Source organism: Zobellia alginiliquefaciens (assembly GCF_029323795.1).
In the GTDB taxonomy this organism is placed as follows: domain Bacteria; phylum Bacteroidota; class Bacteroidia; order Flavobacteriales; family Flavobacteriaceae; genus Zobellia; species Zobellia alginiliquefaciens.
Genome location: NZ_CP119758.1, coordinates 2,897,504 through 2,922,459, shown reverse-complemented (window position 1 = coordinate 2,922,459; position 24,956 = coordinate 2,897,504). Strand labels below are relative to the sequence as shown.

General features: G+C 37.8%; 19 protein-coding genes, 2 tRNA genes and 1 rRNA gene. 11 read left to right on the top strand and 11 right to left on the bottom strand.

The features are described from left to right. Positions 1-172: 172 nt before the first annotated feature. From P0077_RS12275 to P0077_RS12260, 4 genes are all read right to left on the bottom strand, one after another. Positions 173-249: transfer RNA gene (locus P0077_RS12275), tRNA-Ala, on the bottom strand. Between the two features lie 155 nt (positions 250-404). Continuing rightward, positions 405-478, bottom strand: a tRNA-Ile gene (locus P0077_RS12270). A 142-nt stretch (positions 479-620) separates the two neighbouring features. After that, positions 621-2,148: ribosomal RNA gene (locus P0077_RS12265) — 16S ribosomal RNA — on the bottom strand. Between the two features lie 750 nt (positions 2,149-2,898). Then, positions 2,899-4,896, bottom strand: a complete 1,998-nt coding sequence (locus P0077_RS12260) for a putative porin (protein ID WP_276165536.1) — start codon at positions 4,894-4,896, stop codon at positions 2,899-2,901. 225 nt (positions 4,897-5,121) lie between these two features. Here P0077_RS12260 and rnhB point away from each other — a divergent pair, with 225 nt between their 5' ends. The 5 genes from rnhB to P0077_RS12235 all read left to right on the top strand — a co-directional run bounded on the left by rnhB (position 5,122) and on the right by P0077_RS12235 (position 12,195). Then, on the top strand, positions 5,122-5,721 hold the full coding sequence (gene rnhB / locus P0077_RS12255; protein WP_276165535.1) for a ribonuclease HII: 600 nt from the start codon (positions 5,122-5,124) through the stop codon (positions 5,719-5,721). Positions 5,722-5,907: 186 nt separating this feature from the next. Then, positions 5,908-7,251, top strand: a complete 1,344-nt coding sequence (locus P0077_RS12250; RefSeq protein WP_276165534.1) for an OmpA family protein — start codon at positions 5,908-5,910, stop codon at positions 7,249-7,251. 20 nt (positions 7,252-7,271) lie between these two features. Beyond that, positions 7,272-7,970 carry a TapB family protein gene (locus P0077_RS12245; protein WP_276165533.1) on the top strand — a complete coding sequence of 233 codons (699 nt, stop codon included), beginning with the start codon at positions 7,272-7,274 and terminating at the stop codon, positions 7,968-7,970. Positions 7,971-8,039: 69 nt separating this feature from the next. Further along, a complete protein-coding gene (locus P0077_RS12240; protein ID WP_276165532.1) occupies positions 8,040-9,347 on the top strand; it encodes a S8 family serine peptidase in 1,308 nt (435 codons plus the stop codon). Between the two features lie 115 nt (positions 9,348-9,462). Next, positions 9,463-12,195 carry a CHAT domain-containing protein gene (locus tag P0077_RS12235; RefSeq protein WP_276165531.1) on the top strand — a complete coding sequence of 911 codons (2,733 nt, stop codon included), beginning with the start codon at positions 9,463-9,465 and terminating at the stop codon, positions 12,193-12,195. An 11-nt stretch (positions 12,196-12,206) separates the two neighbouring features. On the opposite strand, the gene P0077_RS12230 is transcribed toward P0077_RS12235, so the two are convergent. Beyond that, positions 12,207-12,947, bottom strand: a complete 741-nt coding sequence (locus P0077_RS12230; protein WP_276165529.1) for a tetratricopeptide repeat protein — start codon at positions 12,945-12,947, stop codon at positions 12,207-12,209. A gap of 2 nt (positions 12,948-12,949) precedes the next feature. After that, positions 12,950-13,519 carry an RNA polymerase sigma factor gene (locus P0077_RS12225; protein ID WP_276165528.1) on the bottom strand — a complete coding sequence of 190 codons (570 nt, stop codon included), beginning with the start codon at positions 13,517-13,519 and terminating at the stop codon, positions 12,950-12,952. Between the two features lie 606 nt (positions 13,520-14,125). Here P0077_RS12225 and P0077_RS12220 point away from each other — a divergent pair. The 6 genes from P0077_RS12220 to P0077_RS12195 all read left to right on the top strand — a co-directional run bounded on the left by P0077_RS12220 (position 14,126) and on the right by P0077_RS12195 (position 20,092). Next, positions 14,126-15,223 (top strand): YncE family protein, encoded by a 1,098-nt coding sequence (locus P0077_RS12220; protein ID WP_276165527.1) that lies wholly within the window; start codon positions 14,126-14,128, stop codon positions 15,221-15,223. A gap of 116 nt (positions 15,224-15,339) precedes the next feature. After that, positions 15,340-16,524 carry a PQQ-binding-like beta-propeller repeat protein gene (locus P0077_RS12215; protein WP_276165526.1) on the top strand — a complete coding sequence of 395 codons (1,185 nt, stop codon included), beginning with the start codon at positions 15,340-15,342 and terminating at the stop codon, positions 16,522-16,524. Between the two features lie 198 nt (positions 16,525-16,722). Further along, positions 16,723-18,045: a Kelch repeat-containing protein gene (locus P0077_RS12210; protein WP_276165525.1), complete on the top strand. Its 1,323-nt coding sequence runs from the start codon at positions 16,723-16,725 to the stop codon at positions 18,043-18,045. A gap of 122 nt (positions 18,046-18,167) precedes the next feature. Then, positions 18,168-18,806, top strand: coding sequence for a hypothetical protein (locus P0077_RS12205; RefSeq protein ID WP_276165524.1), 639 nt, complete (start codon positions 18,168-18,170; stop codon positions 18,804-18,806). 106 nt (positions 18,807-18,912) lie between these two features. After that, positions 18,913-19,278, top strand: coding sequence for a hypothetical protein (locus P0077_RS12200; RefSeq protein WP_276165523.1), 366 nt, complete (start codon positions 18,913-18,915; stop codon positions 19,276-19,278). A gap of 253 nt (positions 19,279-19,531) precedes the next feature. Further along, positions 19,532-20,092, top strand: a complete 561-nt coding sequence (locus P0077_RS12195) for a hypothetical protein (protein WP_276165522.1) — start codon at positions 19,532-19,534, stop codon at positions 20,090-20,092. Between the two features lie 146 nt (positions 20,093-20,238). On the opposite strand, the gene P0077_RS12190 is transcribed toward P0077_RS12195, so the two are convergent. The 5 genes from P0077_RS12190 to P0077_RS12170 are packed head-to-tail and all read right to left on the bottom strand — an operon-like array spanning position 20,239 to position 24,871. Further along, entirely contained in the window at positions 20,239-21,786 is a 1,548-nt protein-coding gene (locus tag P0077_RS12190; protein ID WP_276165521.1) for a carboxypeptidase-like regulatory domain-containing protein, read from the bottom strand. Next, the gene (locus P0077_RS12185; RefSeq protein WP_276165520.1) at positions 21,783-23,168 is read right to left on the bottom strand and encodes a CsgG/HfaB family protein; all 1,386 of its coding nucleotides are present in this window, start codon (positions 23,166-23,168) and stop codon (positions 21,783-21,785) included. The genes P0077_RS12190 and P0077_RS12185 overlap by 4 nt, the downstream gene beginning before the upstream one ends. Positions 23,169-23,174: 6 nt before the next feature. Next, the gene (locus P0077_RS12180) at positions 23,175-23,570 is read right to left on the bottom strand and encodes a curli assembly protein CsgF (RefSeq protein ID WP_276165519.1); all 396 of its coding nucleotides are present in this window, start codon (positions 23,568-23,570) and stop codon (positions 23,175-23,177) included. A gap of 1 nt (position 23,571) precedes the next feature. Beyond that, entirely contained in the window at positions 23,572-24,339 is a 768-nt protein-coding gene (locus tag P0077_RS12175) for a CsgE family curli-type amyloid fiber assembly protein (RefSeq protein ID WP_276165518.1), read from the bottom strand. A gap of 16 nt (positions 24,340-24,355) precedes the next feature. Then, positions 24,356-24,871, bottom strand: a complete 516-nt coding sequence (locus P0077_RS12170) for a hypothetical protein (RefSeq protein ID WP_276165517.1) — start codon at positions 24,869-24,871, stop codon at positions 24,356-24,358. Positions 24,872-24,956 lie beyond the last annotated feature (85 nt).

Sequence of the window (24,956 nt, the reverse complement as noted above, 5' to 3'; positions counted from 1 at the left end):
TACTTAAAAAAATTCGTGTTTTTCTTTTTCTTCAGTCCACACACCCCTAAAGATGTATGTCCTGTCCCAATATGTCAATGAACTTGTGGCGAGCCGCCACGGACAATTAAAAATCACCCTGTGGCCACTCATGCAATACATGGGAACAAATCAATCGTCCCCGGGCATCGCCTGGTGGAGAATATCGGAGTCGAACCGATGACCTCCTGCGTGCAAGGCAGGCGCTCTAGCCAGCTGAGCTAATCCCCCATATACTAGTAGTTAGTATATAGTAGTCAGTAGTCAGTACTTCCAACTACTACTCAACTTCTAGAATTTCCTATTCAATATTATTCTCAATGAACGTTCCAAAGCCATTAAACCATAAAATATCACTACTCCATAATTTAACCGACCTTAGGTTGTAGTCCCAGGCAGACTCGAACTGCCGACCTCTACATTATCAGTGTAGCGCTCTAACCAGCTGAGCTATGGGACTGTCCCTACCACTCTTAGTACTCCGTACCAAAAGAAGTATTTATATTATTAATGTGGAGACTTTTCTTGTTGCACTACAGACCTAGATCATATTTAGAACGAGGTGTCGGGGCCTTTTGGAACTTTGGCGATCGACGCTCTAGAAAGGAGGTGTTCCAGCCGCACCTTCCGGTACGGCTACCTTGTTACGACTTAGCCCTAGTTACCGATCTTGCCCTAGGCCGCTCCTTGCGGTGACGGACTTCAGGCACTCCCGGCTTCCATGGCTTGACGGGCGGTGTGTACAAGGCCCGGGAACGTATTCACCGGATCATGGCTGATATCCGATTACTAGCGATTCCAGCTTCACGGGGTCGAGTTGCAGACCCCGATCCGAACTGTGACCGGTTTTGTGGATCCGCTCTGCGTTACCGCATGGCTTCCCGCTGTACCGGCCATTGTAGCACGTGTGTGGCCCAGGACGTAAGGGCCGTGATGATTTGACGTCGTCCCCACCTTCCTCACGGTTTGCACCGGCAGTCCCGTTAGAGTCCCCGACATGACTCGCTGGCAACTAACGGTAGGGGTTGCGCTCGTTATAGGACTTAACCTGACACCTCACGGCACGAGCTGACGACAACCATGCAGCACCTTGCAAATTGCCCGAAGGAAAAGGTATCTCTACCCCTGTCAATATGCATTTAAGCCCTGGTAAGGTTCCTCGCGTATCATCGAATTAAACCACATGCTCCACCGCTTGTGCGGGCCCCCGTCAATTCCTTTGAGTTTCATTCTTGCGAACGTACTCCCCAGGTGGGATACTTATCACTTTCGCTTGGCCGCCCAGGTCTCAAGGACCCGGACAGCTAGTATCCATCGTTTACGGCGTGGACTACCAGGGTATCTAATCCTGTTCGCTCCCCACGCTTTCGTCCATCAGCGTCAGTCGATAGTTAGTCAGCTGCCTTCGCAATCGGTGTTCTATGTAATATCTATGCATTTCACCGCTACACTACATATTCCGCCAACTTCACTATAACTCAAGACCGACAGTATCAAAGGCAGTTCTACCGTTGAGCGGCAGACTTTCACCCCTGACTTATCGGCCCGCCTACGGACCCTTTAAACCCAATAATTCCGGATAACGCTCGGACCCTCCGTATTACCGCGGCTGCTGGCACGGAGTTAGCCGGTCCTTATTCTTACGGTACCGTCAGTGGGCTACACGTAGCCCTTTTTCTTCCCGTATAAAAGCAGTTTACTACCCATAGGGCATTCTTCCTGCACGCGGCATGGCTGGATCAGGCTCCCGCCCATTGTCCAATATTCCTCACTGCTGCCTCCCGTAGGAGTCTGGTCCGTGTCTCAGTACCAGTGTGGGGGATCCCCCTCTCAGGGCCCCTACCCATCGCGGTCTTGGTGAGCCGTTACCTCGCCAACTAACTAATGGGACGCATACTCATCCCCTACCGTAACCTTTAACCATTAATACGATGCCGTAAAATGGTACCATGTGGTGTTAATCCAAATTTCTCTGGGCTATCCCACAGTAGGGGGCAGATTGTATACGCGTTGCGCACCCGTGCGCCGGTCGTCGGCAAAGGAGCAAGCTCCTTCCCGTTACCCCTCGACTTGCATGTGTTAGGCCTGCCGCTAGCGTTCATCCTGAGCCAGGATCAAACTCTTCATCGTTGTTTCATTATATGTTATAAGTCTATCAACCACCAAAAACCTTCCCGGCCCCGACTCTCATCCTAAAATAAAAATCTTAAACTCTAATCTGTATGTTGTCTTACGTAATTCGATCGGAACAGAAAAGTTTCCCTTTCCGCCCCTTCTTACGTTGTCTCCACAATATGTCAAATGAACTTCTATATCCTTCCCGGTCTCCCGGAACCCCTTGGAAAACATCTTACTGTTTGTCTAAGCGGCTGCAAATATACAACTGTTTTTCTAACCGGCAACTTTCTTTTGAAAAAAAATCGAAATCTTTTTCCCGTCCGGCAAAAACAACATTTACAAAGAACCTTTACTCTTTAATAACCCACGCTTAACAAACATCTTCATACCTGTTTTGCGGGCTGCAAATGTAAGACCCTTTTTCGTTTCAACAACAATTTTTTAAAGGAAATTTTTAGTTTTTTTTCCAGGAACGCACATTGACCTGATTCTCAACACGAAACGAAACGGACCTTTTTCAAGTCCTCTCCGCTTTCCCCGTTATTTACCGTAAAAACCAACACAGCCCTGAGACCGTCCTTACCTTTAGCATTGCCCAGACCTCTCCCTTTAATCAAATTACAAAGATCTATCCATGACCAAATGTGACACCGGAACAAGAAAAAATAATTAAAATTAGGACCAAACCAACCTTCTTTTTCAATCAGTCTTTAAAACAATACCTGTATGGACATCCAAATAGTCCTTATATAAAGGAAAATATTACGAGAAGAAATTCCATACCAAGCCAAAACGAATTACAAAATCGCGATACGGATAGTTTGGTGCAGCGTAATAATTATCATTACTAAAAGAAGAATTAAAATGTTCTGCCTTTAAATAAATCCTAGTTTGCTGAATCTTTGCATTGATAAAGAAATCTAACATTGGGAAATTACCCAATTTCTCATCATTTTGAAGGTAGAACTCACCTAATAGCGAATTATACGCATCCATATTATAGGACGTAAAATACTTTAATGTAATTCCTGTCTGCAAAAACATGGCTTTCTTAAAAACATCCGAAGAAAAATACAGTGTGTTTCTAGTTACTACTTCGGGCACATTGAGCACTTGATTGGCCTGAGATACATTCTGGTACATTACCGTATTGTTCAATGCAAACTTTCCTAACTTAAACTCTTTGGCATATTTAATCTTGGTGTGGTTGAGCACATTGTTTTCCTGCAACGGACTTATATTGGCGTTCTCCATACCTTCCTCTATTGCCATGGACGGCGCCTGACCGAAATAGGTATAATTATCTACGGTAGAATAACTCACCATAAGGTTACCCCATAACTCAGATTCTAAATCAAAGCGTAACCCATAGGTCTGTTCTTTCTCAAAACTGTTTAGATTCATCCAATTGTAATTCCTATAATCACTTTGATAGAGCAAGAAATTAAAATCCGGCATTTTAGATGACCCAAAAGCAGATGCCGTTACCTTATGTTTATCGTTTAACATATAAGATGCAGAAGCGTTCATCTGGTTACCCCCAAGATTACCGGACAAATTATATTTTGCCGTTGCCTTTAATTGAAAGCCTTTAATCCGTTTTTCATATTCCGCACCAACAGCAATTTCTTCCCCTTTTAGCCTACTTGGTATTTCTACCCCGTTATCATCAATTAAAATACTATTGAAAAAATAATTGTAGTTGTAAATTGAAATATTACCCTGCAGCCTACCAAGCGTTGCATTATAAAACTCTGCATTGATTTGGTTGTACATGGTTTTTAAACTGGCTTTATCTTCAATTGGCGATATCAAATTATCTCCGTAATATGTATTTGGAGTGGTTTGATTAAAAGCATAGTACTTGGTTTCGTAATTAAACTGATGCCCTATTCCCAAGGAGGTTTTCTCTTGATGACTAGAATCCTTTTCTTTTCTTATCAACTTATACAAGTGGTCTAAAAAGTAGCGCTTACCCAATATTTTACTTGATGCATCACCAAAGCGTACATCTGCCTTGACCCTATCACTAAACTCTGGATCACCGGATTCAAACTGTGCCTCGGCACTTATAAGTCCGCCGTTTTCTTCATTCTCAATATCTTGTGCGGCTATATGGGCACGAAGACTGTATCTACCATTTTCCGTTACATAGTTTGTAGTGGTCCTAAAATTACCGGATTCAGATTGATTGTACTGGTACTTTCCTAAAGACCGAAAACCTTTATAGGCTATTGAAAAATTGAGTCTTCTTGATGTATTGAACGTTAAATTGGCATCTAACAACTGCCCCTGCTCAAACGTAGTTTTAAAAAACAGGTCAGACATTGGGGTGGCTACATTGTAGTATTTTATGTCCTCTTTCTCAAAATAGTTGCTATGAAGTGCATTTGCGCCAAGGGATGGGTATAAATTATTGGAATTAAAATCAACCCCTAATTTATTGTACGGCTTTCCAACATTGGCAAAAGGCATAAGTTCAAAATCGTCCTTTCTTAAATAGTTGTATTTGTACTCCTTTTGAATTGTTAGCGTGGTGTCTAAAAAAGTAGTATCCCTAGCGTAAGAAATGATTTTATAGTCCTTTATAGTAACTTCTTCGGGTTCGGGTTCTTTTTCTTTTTCCCTTGGTCCTAACCTTCTGGGCATTTTCCGTACAGCTGAAGTATCTATTTCTCTCTTAGGAGGAATAGAATCTTCTTGTGCGAAGAGTTGAATACATGAAAAGTGCATTAAAAAAATGAAGAGGAAATATTTCATTGAAGCTAATTACAGCGGTAAAGTTAATTTTTTTAGTTCGTAATTAAATGTGAAAATTTAATAATGCTATTCCAACGGTACCTTAAGTCCTAAATTTGATGGATATTCTAGACTTTATGTTGTTTCTCCCCATCATTACTTCACCAAATATCCAACATCATTTTTGTGGTTCAAAACTATTTACCGATATTTCAAAAATAAGTCGATTTATATGAAGACCAAGCCATGTTGAAGTTATATCATCAATTATCAGTAAACGAAGCCGGAACCGATGAAGCGGGAAGAGGTTGCTTGGCCGGTCCTGTTACTGCAGCTGCAGTAATCTTGCCCGAAGGTTTTACCAATAGTGTGCTAAATGACTCCAAATTACTAACGCATACCAAACGTGATTTGCTCAGGCCAATTATAGAGTCTGACTGCTCCGCCTTTGGGGTTGCCCATATTTTTCCTGAAAAAATTGATGAGATAAATATTTTAAACGCCTCCATACTTGCCATGCATAAGGCGATAGAACAACTTATAACTTCCCCTGAATTTATTATTGTGGACGGCAATAGATTTAAGCCTTATGGAGATATTCCACATGAATGTATTATAAAGGGTGACGGCAAATACATGAATATTGCCGCTGCATCCGTTTTAGCCAAAACATACCGTGATGCATACATGGAAAAACTTCACGAAGAGTTCCCCATGTACAACTGGAAAAAGAACAAGGGCTATCCTACTAAAGAACATCGCGAAGCTATTAAGAAATATGGCATCACTAAATATCATCGCAAGAGCTTTCGTTTGCTTCCGGAACAGTTAGAACTAGATTTGTAATACAACTTCCTACATTGAACCCACACTAACAAACAACGGTTCATACAAAAATCAATACCATTTACACATTGTTTACACGCCACAAGCACAAGATTGCTTTGGCAATTTTGCATATGCCCTAGTTTTGGTGTTAACCTTTTGGGGGTTATTGGCATAAAATAGAAAGAACGCTAAAACCATGCAATAATGAAACGTACCATATACACCGTACAAGCAACTTTAACAATACTACTCTTTTTTGCCATTGCCCCTACCGCAAATGCACAACTGCTTAAAAAACTTGGCAAAGTTGCCGAAAGGGCAGCAGAAAGGACTATTGAAAAAAGGGTTGATCAAGAAACTTCAGAAAAAACGGACCAAGCCTTGGATAGTATTCTTGAACCGGGCTCAGGTAGAAGCTCAAAAAAGAATCCGGTTCCACAGGGCGATAATCCACCAATTGAAAACGATGACTCTCAAATAAGTAGTGGAAATACTTCCGGAAATTCCAGTTTGCCAAATTCAACTGGGAATCAAAATATAAACATATACAGCAAGTTCGATTTTGTCCCGGGTGACACGCCCATTTTTGTTGATGATTTTTCAAATGAATTTATTGGCGATTTTCCGTCACGATGGAATAGCAATGGAAGCGGTGAACTGGTAACCTTAACGGAGCACCCCAACAAATGGCTGAAACTTTTACCTGGCTATAATACCGCCTATATTCCAGATGTTACTAATTTACCCGAAGAGTTTACTTTGGAGTTTGATGTACTTGCAACAGGACTGGACAAAAAAACCTCTTCTCAATCCTATATAGGTATTGTTATTAGTGATAACAATACTTTTAAAAAGGGAGCCAACTTTGGAAAAGTGGAATACTCCTTCTGCCAATTTATAGGACGTGGGGTGGTGGTAGAAAACAACATTGCTTCAAAAAGAGTAATTCGTAATGATGTGAGCGCGGATATCCGCAATATTGTGAATCAGAAACATCACGTATCCGTAGCCGTCAACAAAGAACGCTTTAGACTGTGGATCAATGAAAGCAAATATATAGACGTTCCCAGGTTGCTACCGGCAAACGTACAAATGCAAGGCATTAAATTTATACTACGCGGTACGGATACGGAAAAAGAGTCTGTTCTTATCGGTAATATAAAAATTGCCGAAGGAGGTGTTGACCTTAGAAGACAGTTGTTAGCAGATGGCAAAATATCTACAAACGGTATTCTGTTCGATAGTGGTTCGGCCAACATTCAACCGCAATCTATGGGTATCATTCGCCAGATTTATCAGGTACTTCAGCAAGACAGTTCCATACAGTTAAAAATTGTTGGTCACACAGATGCGGACGGAGATGATAATAAAAACATGCAACTATCGCAAAACAGAGCTGAATCCGTAAAAAGTGCCTTGACATCTATATACAACGTTTCTTCAAACAGATTAACTACTGAAGGCAAAGGAGAGACAGAGCCTGTTTCCGACAACAACACAGCAGATGGAAAAACCCAAAACAGACGTGTAGAATTTATCAAATTATAAAAGAATATAAAATGAAAATTATGAAAACCCCTTTAATGATTACCCTATTATGCTTCTTTACTACCAACGTCATTTTTGCTCAAGAAAGTTGTAGTAAATTCTATCCATTGGAAGAAGGAAGCTCATTTGAATACACCAATTATGATAAAAAAGGTAAAGTTGATGGTAGCGTAAACTACACTATTGCTGATGTTCGTGAAGAAGGTTCTGCCTCTGCCGCCACTTTTGACATGAAATTTAAAGACAAAAAAGGAAAAGATGTCTTTGAAAGCAGTTATTCCTTTACCTGTGAAAACGGAATGGTTACCGTTGATTACAAATCACTTTTCCCATCACAAATGATGCAACAATATTCTGAAATGGGTCTTGATATGGATATTTCCGGAACCGATATTGAACTGCCAAATGACCTCAGCGTAGGCCAACAATTAAATGACGCCAATGTAAAGATAGCAATGAGCATGTCCGGTATTAATATGAACATATCTGTTGACCAAACAGACAGAAAAGTAGAAAAAAAAGAGAGCATTACCACGTCTGCAGGCACTTTTGAATGCTATCTACTTACAGAAAACAGCACCACTAAAACAATGGGAGCTACTATAGAGATGGAATCTAAACTATGGCTTGCCGAAGGCGTGGGAATGATAAAACAAGAATCGTATAAAAAGAACGGAAACCTTGTTAGCCGATCAGAGCTTACTTCTTACAATAAATAAAACCGATTGTTAACCTTTACCTAGTTTAGAACATTAAGTAGCACTATTTAACCACTAAAACCCTCAATTATGAAAATGAAAATTACTCTTTTATTAACAACTGCACTTATATTAGCTTCCTGTACTAAACTAGAAGATTTTAGTGGGTCTGTTAAAAATGATTTAGGCAAAGGAAAAGACTTGTCCACAACAAACGGGTACTCTGACTCTCAGATAATAGTTAGGTTTGAAGACAATCTTTCCGAATCAGAAAAAAATGATATTCGAAAAGATTATGGTTCTGAAAATAATTACCAACCATGTTCATGTGGGGACCCCAATTTAGAGTTATGGGGTATTGATCCAAATAAAGAACCTGTTGAATTCGCGGTAGAACGATTACGCAGAAGACCAGATGCAGAAGGTGATTTCTTATTTGATATGACGATAGAGCCCATAAAAGGTTATGAAACAAAAGGTGCAGCCGGTCAAATTGAAGGGAATCTAATTTCTACAATAACTAAAGACCGTATAAATATAGCTATTATAGACAGTGGTATAGACTATGGGCAACCTTTTACCGACGATCCTTTTAAAAAGCCTTATTTATACGACACATCTAATTTGACTAATTGCGACAATAATATCACTGGTTGGAATTTCACTGATGAAGGAGCTCCTAATGATATACTTGATTTTAATGGGCATGGTTCATTGGTAACCAAAATTATTACGACACAATTAGATAACAAACAGTACGGTTATAGTATTCTACCTGTTAAAGCTTTCAAGAAAAATGGTGAAGGGTCATATTGGAATGTAGTTTGTGCTTTTGGATATATTCAAAAAGTACAAGCGAAAGGTGGTGCAATTGATATGGTAAACGCTAGTTTTGGCAAAAGTATCGACAAGATTCTTTTTGACCCAAACAGCCTTCTAAATACCATGATTGATGAATTAGGTCAAACAGGTGCACTTGTAGTAACTTCGGCCGGTAACGATGGTCTGGATACCGACTATGGCTCTAAAAAACATTTTCCATCCGGATTTGCCTCGGAGAATATCTTAAGTGTGGGAGGTTATAAATATAATACAAGCCCCTACGCCAGAATGCTTATCCATCCTGACTCAAATTTTGGAGACATTAGTACTGATGTCGCTGCTCCTTATGACGGTTGGTTAGTATCCTTTGGAAATACAAGCTACCGCGATATAGAGGGTACTTCTTTTAGTACTGCGTATGTAACAGGGGTATTGGGAGTAACATCTATCGAAAGAGGAAAGCCTAACCCCAGAGATTTAAAATACAATTTTCTTAACAACACCTACGGTATTGTTCATTACTCGAATAGTTTAATTTCATCTATAGCTAATGGCACATACGTAAAACTCCAATAATTTTTAACAATTAGAAGTACAACCTTCATTGATTTATCCACCTAATTTATATAGTTAGGTGGATTTTTTATATATTCCACTGAGCCACAATACCATGTGTTTCCCAATACGGTTTATGAAAAAAATAATAGCTCTTTATCTACTACTTTTAACAGGCTTCTGTTATTCGCAAGACGATGCCCTAATAAAAATTATACATTCCGATACTTCATTAAAAATTCGTCAAACACAAATTGATTCCTTAATTATAAAAATGGACTCGGAACAAGACAATAAAATCTTAGCTGAATTTTATCACGACGTTGCCGGGAAATGGTTCTATATCAATTGGTGGGAAAGCGGACATAATGATGATATGGAAAAAGCTATATTTTTTACTCAAAAGGCTTTTATTCTAAAAAAGAACATAAGGAGTTTAAACAATGGTTCCCTAGAAAAAACAATCTTTAATCTGGCCTATTATAACTATTTGATTGGAAAAATTTTTATCGCTGAAGATTACTATCAACTGCTTATAGATTCAGGAAAAGACAAACGGTTAGTCGAAAAAGGAAATAGATATCTAGGCATGCTCTATTTCAAAATGGGGGATTTTTATAAGGCATTAACGTATCTAAATCAAGCGGTTCTATTTTATGAAAAGTTACCGGAGCAAGAATACACATTAATAGAGATTCATTTAGATATAGCAACTATCTATTCTGAAATGGGCATTAAGGAGCATTCTTTACAAATTAAGGGCCATTTGCAAATTGCAGACTCAATATTACAAAAATCAGCTATTGATGATTTTTACTTGACAGATGATATTAACCATACAGAAGGAGATCGTTTATTGGAAACCGGCCAGTTTAGAGAAGCTATTACCTACCACCAAAAAGTATTAAAGGATTCCGCCAACCTCTATTCCTATGACATCAACTTAGTGCTAAACAGTCTTGCCAAATCCCATATCCGATTAAACGAATTCTCAATAGCAGATAAATACTTATCCAGAGCGGAATTATTTAACCCGGACAATTCTAGAACTTATGAAATTATAGGTGATTTGCATTATGCTCAGAATGATTTTAAAAAAGCACTATTTAATTACCAAAAAGCCATTGTTTGGGCAACGAACAAAAACAGAGAAATAAATAGCCGTAATCAATGCTCATCTGAAGACCTAGAACTTTCAACAACTAAACTCTATTTATTAAACCATTTGATTGCAAAGGCAAACTGCTGGCTTAATTATTATAAATATGACAACAACGCTAAGTACCTAGACTATTCGTTAACCACCTTTTCATTGGCAGATAAGTTAGTTGACATTATTCGTTCTGAAAGCACAGAGAATAAATCGAAACTTTTCTGGCGAGAAAAGGGAGCTTCGCTATATACAAAGGCTGTGGAAGTATGTTATCTCCTCAATAAACCACAAGATGCTTTTTATTTTATGGAGCGAAATAAAGCGCTACTATTACTAGAAGATATTACGGCTGAACAAGCAAAAGAAATTACTCGGCTACCAAAAGGAACCATACAACGGGAATACGAGTTGAAGCAGTCTATATTCTTAGCAGAAAGTAAATTGAAGAATAGTAACACGAAATCTCAAGACACGCTTTTAAATTTAAAATCCGTAATATATAATCATAAAAATACGTATTCCTCTTTTAAAGATTCTTTAAGCAGTGTATTTCCCGATTATGAAAAACTGAGCAAACAAGCGTCCATCCTCCCCTATTCCGAATTTAAAAAAAAGTTTATCTCTCAGGATGAAGTAGTGTTACAATATATCTTGAACGACGAACAAGGCTATGCCCTTTTAACCACTGTAGACGACACACAATTTTTCAAGCTGAAAAATGCAAAAGATCTGAATCAAGATATTATTCAGCTTTATAGGCAACTGACCAACTTGACTATAAACAGAGCGGCGCTTGCGGCATACAATCAACTTTCTAATCATGTTTTTCAACAATTGGTTCCTGAACAGGTTTATGAGCAAGTAAAAAACAAAAAGATAACAATTATATCTGACCATATTCTACAACAGATTCCCTTTGAAGCCTTTGTTGTAAATAACAATCCGGCAAGATATTTTATTGAGGACACGGAGGTTAGATATGCCTATTCTATGTCTTATTTAGAAGCTAAAACTCGTGTTTCTAGTTCACCCAGCAAAGAATTTTATGCAATTGCTCCAGTTCAATTTGCTAGCTTAGGACTTCCCAACTTGATGTTCAGCGGTTCCGAAATAGAAGAAGTTCAGAAGATATTCCCCGGAAATATAGACTTGAAGGACGAGGCTACAAAATCGGCTTTTGTCAATAATTTTGAGGATTACCGAATCGTACATTTATCTACCCATGCCGATGTTGGGCAAAGCGAAGACCCGTGGATTGCTTTTAACGATGATAAAATGTTCTTGAATGAAATTTATGCCACAAAAAACCAAGCCGAAATGGTTGTTTTGAGTGCATGCAACACCTCAATTGGAGAGCTTAAAAAAGGAGAGGGCGCGATGAGTTTGGCCAGGGGCTTTTTCCATTCCGGAGCAAAAAGTGTGGTGTCTTCATTATGGTCCACTTACGACAAGAGCAGTAAAGAATTGATTACCTCATTTTATACAGAACTTGACAAAGGTGCCACAAAATCTGCCGCTATGCGACAAGCAAAACTGGACTATATTCAAAAATATCGAGAGAGTGCCATTGCCCCGGCCTACTGGAGTGCCCTTATTGTAATTGGAGACAACAGCCCGATAACAAATCAAACTGGATTACTGTCATCTTGGGTTTGGGCCCTTCTTGGCATCTTATTGCTTATTGTGGCTTATCTGTTGTATAAAAGAAAGAAATAGAGAATTTAGAATTACTCAAGTTCATCTAAAAGTACCATTGCCTTATCCTTTTTATAGCGGCCATCTGCAATCAAAAGTTTTAAAGATGCTATAGCTTTGTCTTTCTGTTCTATCTTAACATAAGATAACGCAGCATACCACAATGCTTGCGGAGCAAATTCCCCGTCATTTTGTGCAACTTCTGCAAAGTAAGATATAGCTTCCGGTAACTGGTTGTTTTCTAAATAGGATTGCGCCAAATAAAAATTGACATTTTCAGAATCATAGGTTTCTTTCAATTCAGTAAAAAGTTGAATCGCTTTAGCATTATCGTTCGTTTCGTAGGCTACATATGCCTCGCGTTCTAGAGAACTATTGGTCTCAGTGCCACGCGTTATTGCATATACCGTGTTGGGGTATTCTTGAAAATTTTCATTGTACAATTCTTGATAATCGGTACCTGAAAAATTATTGTAACCCAACCAGCCAAGACCTACCAACAAAGCTATAGACGCCGCCATAGCCCACTTCCTATAATATGTTCGTGGCAATTTACGCACTGGGGTAGCACTTTCTATCTCCTTTTCAAAACCTTTTAGCTTAGCCTTTAGGTTTTCATTTTCTTTCTCTCTAATTACTCCCTTTAAGTTATTTTCAAAGTCGAATTGTTTCTTGAAATCGATATCCATTTTCAACAACTCTTCAAATTGATGCTGCTGTTCAACCGTCAATTGGTTCGAAAAATAATTATATAATAAAAGTTCTTTATCCATGATTAGTAGGTATTTGCTTGGATTTTTTCTCTAAGTGTTTTCATGCAACGTGATTTGGCCGCCTTTACCACATTCTCGCTGTTATAATTTTCAGCGTCCATAATTTCTTGTATGGTATAACCTCTGTAATAAAAAAGCGTCAACAATTGTTGGCATTTGGCTCCTAATCCACTAAAGTGTTTTTTTAGCAAGACCTGTTCTGCTGTTAGGTTAGGCGCTTCCATATCAAAAGTTTGCACTTCCACTTCGGTTTCTCCAACCTGTGATAAATCATAACTGCCGCTCACCACTTTTTTATTTTTTCGCATCCTTTCAAAAATTAAATATTTACCAATAGAAAACAGGTATGTAGAAATACTGCTGGTTAAGCTTTCTAATTTTCCGCTAATAACATTATCATAAAAAATGATATAAGCATCTTGATATACGTCTATGTTTTCTTCTTCCGAAAGGTTGTAGCGCCTCGCATAATTTAAAAACTTCATGCGGTTGGACTCATAAACCTTTTTTAATAGGATATCCGACCCTTTACGTAAATCTTCAAGCGTTATTTCTGCCTGTGTATTTTTCATTTAATGCATATCTAATGAGAAGGTTAACAGTGAACGCAACCAATTTAGCGTTTTTTGTTCGCCTACCCACAAAAACCTAAAACAATTTAAACTGTTTTAATAAAGCCTTTCAGGGAAGTAATAAACTTCCTACGGCATTAAAAAAGAACAAAATCTGATTCGTGAATGTTAACCTTATTCATTTCCCAAACATTAATGAACAGAACCTAAAAATAAAACTTATGGACACTTATGAAAAACTGGAACTGTTGAAAAGAATATTGATAACGGCCTTCGTTATTACTATGTCCTTACTTATGACAATACTTATTCATTACTAAAATATCATACAATTTCTATAAAGCATAAGTACCCACACCGGTGTATCAAATTCATATTCATTAACCTACTTAGCCCAAACTCCATAGCACTAAAGCACAGATAGTCCCCATTTGCTTAACGGACAATTTAATTTTTTCAAAAGGCACATTTATTCAAAGACCTGGAGCGCTAATTCTATAGCCTACCTGTAGGTTGTCTGCACGTTCTAAAAATAAATATTCCTAGATGTTAACCTTTCTTTTTAAACCACATTAAAGCTCAAACAATCATATAAACTTTTATATCATGAAAAAATTGATGAGCTGTATATCCGCCTTTGCCATAGTAATTAGCACTGTCTTTATATCGTGCACCAAAGAGGGTCCGCAAGGCGAACAAGGCATACAAGGAGAACCCGGGCTTAATGCCCAAACAGTAGAGCCAGCAGTCTTTGGCCAATGGGAAGTTTTAGAAGGTACTTTTGGTTTGGAAAATTCCAAATACGTCTATATTAACAATGATAATACCATAACAATTTTATCAGAAGACGCTATGGGGTTTAAAAATGATTACATCAGCAATGTTATGGTAACCGAAGACCAAATAACGATGAATGCATCCTATTATGGTAATACTATCAATAATTATTCCCTAGAAAATAACGAACTAACAATTTTAAGTCCAGAATCTACCTCTCCTATTATTTTACAGAAAATTGAAAACGGACCGGCTCCTTCTGAATGGATAAAATCCCTTAACATTCTTAACGAAGGGCCGGCACAATGGGAGGATTCGGACGTAGATATAGCATTTGATGGTGATTATCTTTTGGGATGGGATAAAGAAAATAGCATATTACAAATAGACCCAAATACTCTTTCCGTTATAGGAAGCATACCCACTGCGCAGTCTGCCTATGCTATAGAAATCGAAAAATCAGATGACCCATCTAGACAATTTTTTCAAAGTAATAATGGTTCCTCTAATTTTTATTCTTATACCTATACCTCTAATACTTTGAATTATACATCTGAGAGCATAGCTAGTTGGATCAAAGGCATTGCATCAATCGAACCTGGTATTCTCTGGGTTTCAAGCTCAAGCGATGATGCATTGTACCGTTATAAATATGATGCATCCGTTCCTTCAGCAGAAATCTTAGAAACCATAGCATTGGATTTTCAACCAGGGGGAATGGACTTTAGAAACGGTTATCTATACTTTACCAATGGCACCTTATTATATAAATGTCAAACCACCCCTGAATTTAGTGTTGTAGAAACTTATAAAATTGACGGACACTATATAAGTGGTGTAACTTTTGACGGAACCAACTTTTGGCTAACTGCACAGGAAAGGGGCAGTTATACAATGAAGATTATAAAAACCGATTTAACTATCTAACGGCATTATTAAAAATTTTGAGACGAAAAACCGAGGTATAAACCTCGGTTTTTTTATGTTCCTATGTTAACCTTGACATTTCTGTTACATAAAAGGGCAAACAAATTCTACATATTATGAAATCCTATAAATTGTTCTTTAGTCTACTTCTAATGTTCATTGTTATTGCAAGTTGCAAAAAAGACGATGACAGCAATTTTGAAGAAATAGAAGCACCTGTAGAAAATATCGTAGGCAGTCTTTGGATAAGCAGCAGCAACCTTTTTACGGAATTGGACTTAAAAGACAATCGGCAAATCAACTCCCTTACTACGCTAGATTCTTTTAACTGTAATGAATTTGATGGTGTTTTTATTTGTACTCAAGGGGAACATTCCGGAACAAAAACGGTAATGCGCAAGGGCACTTTTAATGGTGAGCTGATGTGGTCTAAAGACTATGTAAAAGACAGTAACAAGTTTTATGAAATTGGCGCCACTTTAGTATATAAAAGTACGGTTTTTGTAAGTTATATGACCATTAATACCACAACCTTTAATACGACCCATTATCTTGATGCACTAAATATTGAGACGGGCGAAGTTTATTGGACTATTGAGCTTAATAATGAGGTAAAAAGAATGACCCTTTACCAAGACAAAATAATAACCGAACTGAGCTTAGGCTCAAGTACCCAAGAAATTTTGAGTATTGACCCGGTTGGTGGTAATATTGATAAAAGAATACCTTTCACGGACAGGGTGTCAAAATTGGTCGGGGGTTCCTCCTCGATAATCATAATGACTTGGAGTAATAATGTTGTTTCTATGGATGCCGATTTGAATGAAAATTGGACATTCAATACCGGAAGCCCCAATATTCTTGGGGGTTATGAATCTGGCAATCAATTCATTTTTTACTCTCGTGACGAAAAAGTTTATAGTATAAATAAAGACAACGGAGAGCTTATTTGGGAACATAGTTATTCCGGAAAATACCCATCGGCCATAGACGTATCGAACGACATAGTTTTTATTAGCTATAAAGAAGAGCGTACGGCAATTGTAACCAAAACCCTTGATATTTTTAGTGGGGAAGAACTAGATTCTTTTACATACCCCATTACTGAAGAATGGAATGCCTCATCAACAAAGTCATATTTCTTTGATGACCACCTATTACTTTTCAACATCGTACCTGCCAACAACAAAGCGAATATTGTTTTGATGAACATCCCTGCCAAGACATTGGTATGGGAACTAGAACTAGATCAAATAGCTTACCCTCATTTAATTATCACTCCTTCAGATTTTTATCAATAAGGCATCGATTATACAAAGGCTGCATTAGGTTAAATTTCACCTTTCCTTACGGGTTACATTCAAGAGAAACATTATCTAAAATTATATTAAGATAACAGTCCCAACAAAAACCGAGGCTACACCTCGGTTTTTTTTACATCTAAATGTTAACCTTTCATACCGCCAACCATTAATAGGTAACAAAATAAAACCACTTGTATGAAAAATTTAATCCCAATATTCGCAATTTTTTTATTCAGTACAATGCTTCTATGCTCCTGCTCAAATGACGATGGGCCATCAACACCCGATCCCGTGGCCGAGGAAGAAACCACTGAGGAAGAGGCAACAGAAGAAGAAGAAGAAGAAGAAGAAGAACTCGCCAACAATGCACCCGAGCCATTTAATTTGATCGGGGTAACGGATGGTGCCGTGGGCGTAGATGTATACCCTACTTTTAGCTGGCAGGCCGCTACAGACCCTGATGATGATGCCGTAAGTTATGACCTATATTTAGGATTGGCAGAAGACCCTACAGAAGTCTATGCAGAAAACCTAAGTGACACGAGATTTGAAGTAATAAACCGTTTAAACACATATGACACTTATTATTGGAAAGTAGTTGCTAAGGACACTGAAAATGCTACGATAAATAGCGAAACCAACGAATTTACCATTAGGGGCTTAAACTTACCAACTGAACCCGTCTCTTCCGAAGCGGCTTTCTCAGGAAGAAGTCGACATACCTCCGTGGTTTTTGATGACAAACTTTGGGTCATTGGTGGATATGATTCCAGTGGTCCTAAAAACGATGTTTGGTTCAGTACGGATGGGAATACTTGGACGGAAGCTACTGCCAATGCGCCTTTTTCTCCCAGATATGCTCATACCTCCGTAATTTTTGATAACAAACTTTGGGTCATTGGTGGACGGGCCGACGGTGGTCGTAAAAACGATGTTTGGTTTAGTACCGATGGGAATACTTGGACGGAAGCTACTGCCAATGCCCCTTTTTCTCCCAGATATGCTCATACCTCCGTAATTTTTGACAACAAACTTTGGGTCATTGGTGGTTATGATTCTAATAACAAAAACGATGTTTGGTTCAGTACGGATGGGCATACTTGGACGGAAGCTACTGCCAATGCTCCTTTTTCTCCCAGAGAATCCCATACCTCCGTAATTTTTGACAACAAACTTTGGGTCATTGGTGGATATGATTCCAGTGGTCCTAAAAACGATGTTTGGTTCAGTACGGATGGGCATACGTGGACGGAAGCTACTGCCAGTGCGCCTTTTTCTCCCAGATATGCTCATACCTCCGTAATTTTTGATAACAAACTTTGGGTCGTTGGTGGTTTTGACGGTAGTCGTAAAAACGATGTCTGGTTCAGTACGGATGGGCACACGTGGACGGAAGCCACTGCCAATGCGCCTTTTTCCCCCAGAAATGCACATACCTCCGCAATATTTGATAATGAACTTTGGGTTATTGGGGGATATGACGGTAATCTTAAGAACGATATTTGGGCGTTTGATTAGGTTTTGAAAAAGCATTAAAACTTTAATTACAAAAAACCGAGGCTAATCTCGGTTTTTTTATGCCCAATGTTAACCTTTTTTCAATTTGAACATAAAAGTGAAACTTCTTTAAAACTATAATTATGAAAACTACTTTTAAACTTACGAGAGGCATATTCTTCTTAATTTTCTTGGTTTTATCTTCCTGTACAAAAGAAGGACCGGAAGGACCTATGGGAGCTACAGGCCCAGCAGGGCCACAAGGTGAGCAAGGTATTGCCGGACAAGACGGTGCTAACGGACAGGATGGTATTGATGGAGAACCCGGTGTTGACGGCCGCAATGGTGTTGATGGGCAAGATGCAGAATTTAATCCAATATATTTTAAGGTTGCAGGAAGTGGGTTTGCTGTTAAGGACTTAAACGGAGGTACAACTATAGAAGCGGATATTTGGGAAATCATAGGTTATGATTCTGCAAATGGCTTTAACAGATCTACTAAACGATATGTGGTTCAAGAAACCGGTTACTATTTTTTGCAAGCCTATATCCGACAATCGAATAATGTTACAAATGCTTTTTTTAGACTTCATTTTAACATAGATGTAAATGCAAGATTTAACCAAATTGTTGATGGAGACGATACAAAAATTAACGTAAGTGGAATTTTTTACTTAACCGAAGGCCAGGAAGTGTTTTTGTATCTACGCAACTATTCTTCTGATATCGATGTACGCGTAGATGGCACCGGAAGTTGGTTTGAAGGATATAAAATTAATTAGAACATCTAGCGAACAAAAAACCTCGGCTTACACTGAGGTTTTTTTATGCGCAATGTTAACCTTGGCTTAACTCCTGCATTAAAGAAAAACAAACAAAGTTATAATTATGAAAACCATTACCACAGCACTTACGATAGTTGCATTTAGCTTGGTTACTTTTTCCCAAGCTCAGCAAACCAAAAACAAATCGCAAATAGATACCACTAAACAAATGAATCTTCTAGACGAGCAGACAAAGGTTCTAGGTCAAACATTTGATTTGATGGGAGCGGGAGCAGAAAACCCGGTAGGTGACGCAACCAACTATCTTGAATTGATAGAAAATATGGATATGTCAGATGAAATGAAGCAAGCCCTTACTGAACAGTATGAGATCATTGATCTAGGCAATGACCCCACGAAGAAAGAAGAACTTAAAATAAAAATTAACAAAATGTTGGGCGAAGTTAAAACAGAAGATGCCAAAAACTGACCCAAGCAACAGAAACAACCTTATTTTTAATTAAAAGAAAAACCATGTTAACCTATTCCACATATTGCACACAAAGTACTGAACATAAAAATGAAGATTAGAACACTTATGAAAAATTAGAACTGATAAAACGAATTTTGATTCTTGCATTTACGATTATTCTGTCCCTCCTTTTTAAAATTCTTTTCTAATAAAGATCACTGACCCTTTTTGAAATCTCAAAATATATTATAAAAATTAAACACTATTAATTATGAAAACTTGTAAAACCACCTTCAAAAAAACACTTCAACAAGCTGCGGCAATATTCCTCGTAACAACAATTGTCAGCTGTGAAACTGAAATACCTGCAACCGATGATGTAGACCCAAATTTCTCGATACGGATTTATGGAAACGATTTTGACCATACCTTTGACCAAGGTGATGATTTTGATAATTTTCAATTACTACTACGGGAAGATGATGAATATAACTTTGTACTTACTGGAAGTGATGCAGGAGGATTACAAAGATTAGAAATGGTTTTTCAGCCCCTTTTTCTTGAATTTAACGCTACAATAACCAGTCCTTGGCAACGCACTAATTTTTCCACCCAAAGCGACCTTATATCTTGGACAGGTGACTCATCAGCGCCATTAACGGGAACTATTCTTCAAGGTACTTTTATAGCTAAAGGAAGTCCAACAGGAGGCACCCCTATAAGCATAAGTGCCCGTGATTATGGCGGTAGCAGTATTTATCAGAATCTTTCTGGAGGAACTATAGACACTTATGTGCGTGAAGGAGGACAAGCAGCAGTAATAAATCATTAATACATCCCCAGGAAACTCTTTAAAACAAAAAAACCGAGGTTTATACCTCGATTTTTTGCTTTATCAATTCAGCCTCAAAAAGAATCTCAAAATGTTTTTGTAATTCTTTTTAAGGCTGACCCACATTAATCTCTTTTTATTAATATCTACTCCCAATTGGGCATAAATGCATCGTAAAACAAAGTTTGTTTTCTATTATTATCACTGGGAACTACTCTGTAGATTTTGTTTTCAGATACCCCATCATTAGACGTATTTACAAAAATTATTGCTCCGTCATTAGGTGCATATTGGGCATCAAAATCGTTAGTTCCATCTTCCTTTGATGTGTCTATTTCCGTAGTTACGTCAGTTGCAATAACATATTCAAAGATGCGAGAATCAAATTGTCTATATTCTGTATTCTCTGCACCTGAGACATCTCTAGTAAATATGATTCTTAATCCATCCGAAGAAAAATCCAATCCTCCAATAGCTCCAGGTTCTCCTGAAATAATTATTTGCTCTTCCGTATCCGTATTCACGTCTATCAATGAGATTTTAGCACTATACCCTTCTAGGTCATTCGTTTTTATGGCCACTAGGTCATTTGCCGAGCTTGTGGTTATATCTGTAATAAAAATTGAAGCATCGGTCTGATAAACCAGTTCTAGACCTGAACCATCTTGATTCATAGCATATAGTTTATTAAAATTTGCAAAGTAGAATTTAGCTCCTCCGTCATACCAAGAAAACCCTAATTGGTCTTCTCTAAACCCCGCAAGGGGAACCGCCTTGGTTACCTGTAACAAATTAGAGCCATCTAAATTCATGGTAAAAAGGTGTGTTTCTGCCCCTACATTTCTCAAAAAAGCAACTTTATTGACCGTATTGTTCTTAACGGGCTTATAACTGCTAAAAATAGACTTTGTTAATTGTAATTCGTTTTGGTTTAAACCAGCAGCGGTACTGCCTATAGGTTCTGACCCAGAAAAGAGAACGTTATTACCATCAATATTCCTCACATATAGAAAACGATTTAACGCATTACCTTTTGTTGCAAAGCCACCAAGAGTACTTTTTACGGGAAGGCCATTACCATCTGTGGCAGAAATTTGCCAGAAATAATTGCTGCCAATAGTTAAGTTCTCTACTACCAAAAGGGTATCTTTTATTTCGTTGTAAATAGTTACTTCGTTAGATGCACCATTTCGCAATTCGAGCATATAATTTATTTCATCATCATCATTCTTAGAAGAGGACCACTGAAAAGTTACCTTAGTACCTAAAGTATCAGTATTTTCTTCTGGAAATATCAAGTTGGGTGCTAATGGCGCTTTATTTTCAATACTGGTTGAGTCAAGCTCAAAAACTATATTTGTTGCTCTTCCCTCCAAGACATTTGCCGGCTCAAAAGATGTTTGAAAATCTAAGAGATCTGCCTGAACAGAGTATTCTCCACTTTGAATATCACTCAAAATAAAATTGCCCTCATTATCTGTAAAGACCGTATTAGAAACGGGACTTGTACTTATCTTAACATTCTTAAGTGGCGTATTATCTCCTTTAGATACAACATTGCCCGTTAAGGTTCCAAAATCCAAATCGTTTATGGTTTCTTCAGAACAACCGAAGATCCAAAAAATACCAACGAACAATACCCTACAAAAAAGGTGGCGATATTCTATTTCCTTAAAATCTATTATTGTTTTCATTTGTATCCTTTTCCCAATTTATACTTTAACGAAACTCCAAAATTGTAATAAAAGTCGTCTCTTTTACCATTTACCAAGTCGTCTATGGTGTCACTAAAAACTATATTATTTTCCGCAAACAGACGCAAATCAAATCTTTGTGTCAAGTAAACATCTACGCCTAATCCAAATTGCACTTTAGGGGCAGTACTATTATCCTTTAGCTCTTCTAAACTATCATGTAAATCAAATGCCATACCCACACCTCCATACAAAAACGGACCTACCGTATCGTAAGGTAAAATCATGTATTCGAGATTAAGATTAGCATTCATATATTCTTTAAAAAAATCATTACCTCCAGTAAAGTATAGATACCCCATACTAAGATTTGCGTTTAACTTGGGGGTAAATGATTTAGAAAACCCTATCCCCCCTCCTATACCTAAGGACTTCTCTGAGAAATCTGCATTTAGTAAAGGTGAGGCCGCCGTAAACTGTAGGGTATTTCTATGAACAATAGGCTTTTGTCTACGATCATACAGAAGTTTGGACTCGTCCATTTGTTTTTCCTTTTGATATTCGTTAACCAAAAAATTATCCATTCTCTTACCTTGTGCCGTACCCCAAAGTCCATCATCAATACCTTCTATAATCATACCCTCAACCGCTTTTTCAATAGCATCTTTTAATGCTAATTGCACCGGCTCATTTCTGGTTATTCCGGTTTCGGCTTCCAAGATTCGTTGAAAACTAACGTAACGAAATAGGCTTGCGTCTATAGATTGTGATAGAATGGTTTTAGACACATAAACGGTCTTTAAGATTTTACCGTTTGAGGTGGATACTGCTCTTAGGTATACCGTTAGTCGATCCTGTCTATATTGCGTAGATCCACCCACCCCAAAGTAACGTGCCCCAGCTCCTCCTGTTATTATATTTGTATCATAAGAAACAATCCCTCCTTCCAATAAAACCCCAGCAAACAATAAAGGTGTTAAACTTGGAACGTCTTTGGTATTTGATTTTCTATGTTCATCACGAGTTGAACGGATTATATTTCTCTCATTCAATAAATTCCCTAAGTTCTCTCTTTCTATGGGAGTAAACCATTTAGAATCTTCCAAAGCCTTTATGAGAATTGTGGTTGCTCCTTGTGGAATTGCCGTACTAAACGTACTACCCGCTTCTACACTTTTATATTGGCCAGTTTGATCTTTAAAATTATATACCCCAACCACTACGGGTTCCTTTGGCAAGGGAAAGTCCTTTAGAGTTTTGGTATAAGTTGATACCTCACCCACTCTAGAAGGCGTTACAGTGGTTGGCTGGTTAAAATAAGTTCCACAACCATAATTGATTGCAAAAATCAATAAAACCAATATTTTTTCTTTTATTTTCATATCAAGTTAATTGGGGATGATAACTTGGGACTGTTCCCCTGTAGTGGTATTCAGAATATTGATAACCAAACCCTCCAAAGAATCGTAAATCTCTACTGCTAGATCCCCAACAGTAAATGTGCCCTCTGTTAATTCGTCTCCCAATTGCGTATTTAGGACAGATTTGGAAATTTGGCTAAGTACCTGCCGGTTAAGATTTTCATTGAAGCTTTCCAACTCGGTTTGTTCATTTCCCAAACCTGGGTCCTTGAACGAATTCTGTGCAGCCGCAGAAGCCATTAATTGCTGGTAGTTAAAGGTGTCACCTCCAAACATGGGATTAATTGGCTTATATGACAATTGTTGACCACTTACCCCCTGTAAGCCTAATGTGAGAAAAAGAATCAGAAAACTATATTTCATATCAATATCTTTTAATTTGTTCCTTATTTTTCCGTAACCTCAAGAAATAATTGTTCACAGCATACACTGACTTTTGAGCCATTTCTTTTAAAAAATCACTTCTGGGATTTACATAAAACTGCGTGACCACATCATTCTCTGCTATAACACTAATTCTGGTGGTACTGGCCAAAGCAAAATCTTCTTTAATTTTTACTATTTTGTCCCCCCCGATACCGTTGGCCAAATAATTGGAATAGAAGTATCGATAAAAATCATTTCCTGGCTTGGTTTTGGTATCCTCTATTACCATTCCTTTAGAAAACACTCCATCTGCATTATTGTTTTGAACATCTTCTTTATCAAACAATCTGTTGTCCGAAGAAACATTTACATCTCCTAATTCGTTCAGTCCATCAAAAACTTTTCTATCCTTTCCTATAAGTTGGTCTTCCGAGTAAATTAGAAGTAAGATTATTGTTCTATCATCTTCAATAATATTAACCGTTGTAGTTGACAATTCTTTCTTTTCGCCAGGCTGTAAAACCAGCCTTCCCTGCTGGTCATTTTTAGTATTATTTCCATTGACACCTGATTTTATAACCGAAAGTACATAGCGAAGACTTTTGTTGGTTTCTGTAATATTATAAGCAGTACCAGTAATAATAACCACCTTGTCTTCTTGGACATTCAGTTTAATCTTAGCTTCGACTTCCTTATTATAAGTTTGCCCTATAGCCGGCACTGGAAAAAAAATCGTTATCGTAAGGATGCATAGAAAATATTTCATTTTAACGGCGTTCAGGTTAATTAAAATTTCTAACGGTAACCATTTCCGAATTACCCTGTACATTCAATACCATATTCTTGGTTAATGAGTTGCTTCCAAAAATGACAACATTTTGATTATCCCCATTCTGAAAAATTGTTCGTTGTAGATTTAAGTGTGGTCCATTTCCATAGTCTAATAAAATATTTCCGTCTCCGTTCTGGACCATATTATAATCTAGGCTTCTTGATGACAACTGAATACCGGCCTTATTGAAGTTTCCATTTTGAAGTAAGTTGACATTGCTATCTGCTCCACTTACTCTTATTGAACTTTCATTATTGGCTCCTATTTGATAGATATAAGCAGAATCAGTAGAAGAATGCACAGGTATATCTTGATTGGCCCTTATACTCAAATTATTCTGTTCCAATATTGTTTTAGCGGAAAGTACTGCCTCTTCACCTACATCTTGTGCACTTATGTAAACAAAGCCTAATAGAATAAAGGCGTACGGAATAATTTTTTTTAGAAATATTTCTAAGTACATCATTGTATTTATTATTTAGATTTTAAAATAAGGGAAACTTTTTAGTGATTAAATGATCCGCTCTTAATAACCCGTCCCTATTTATCTA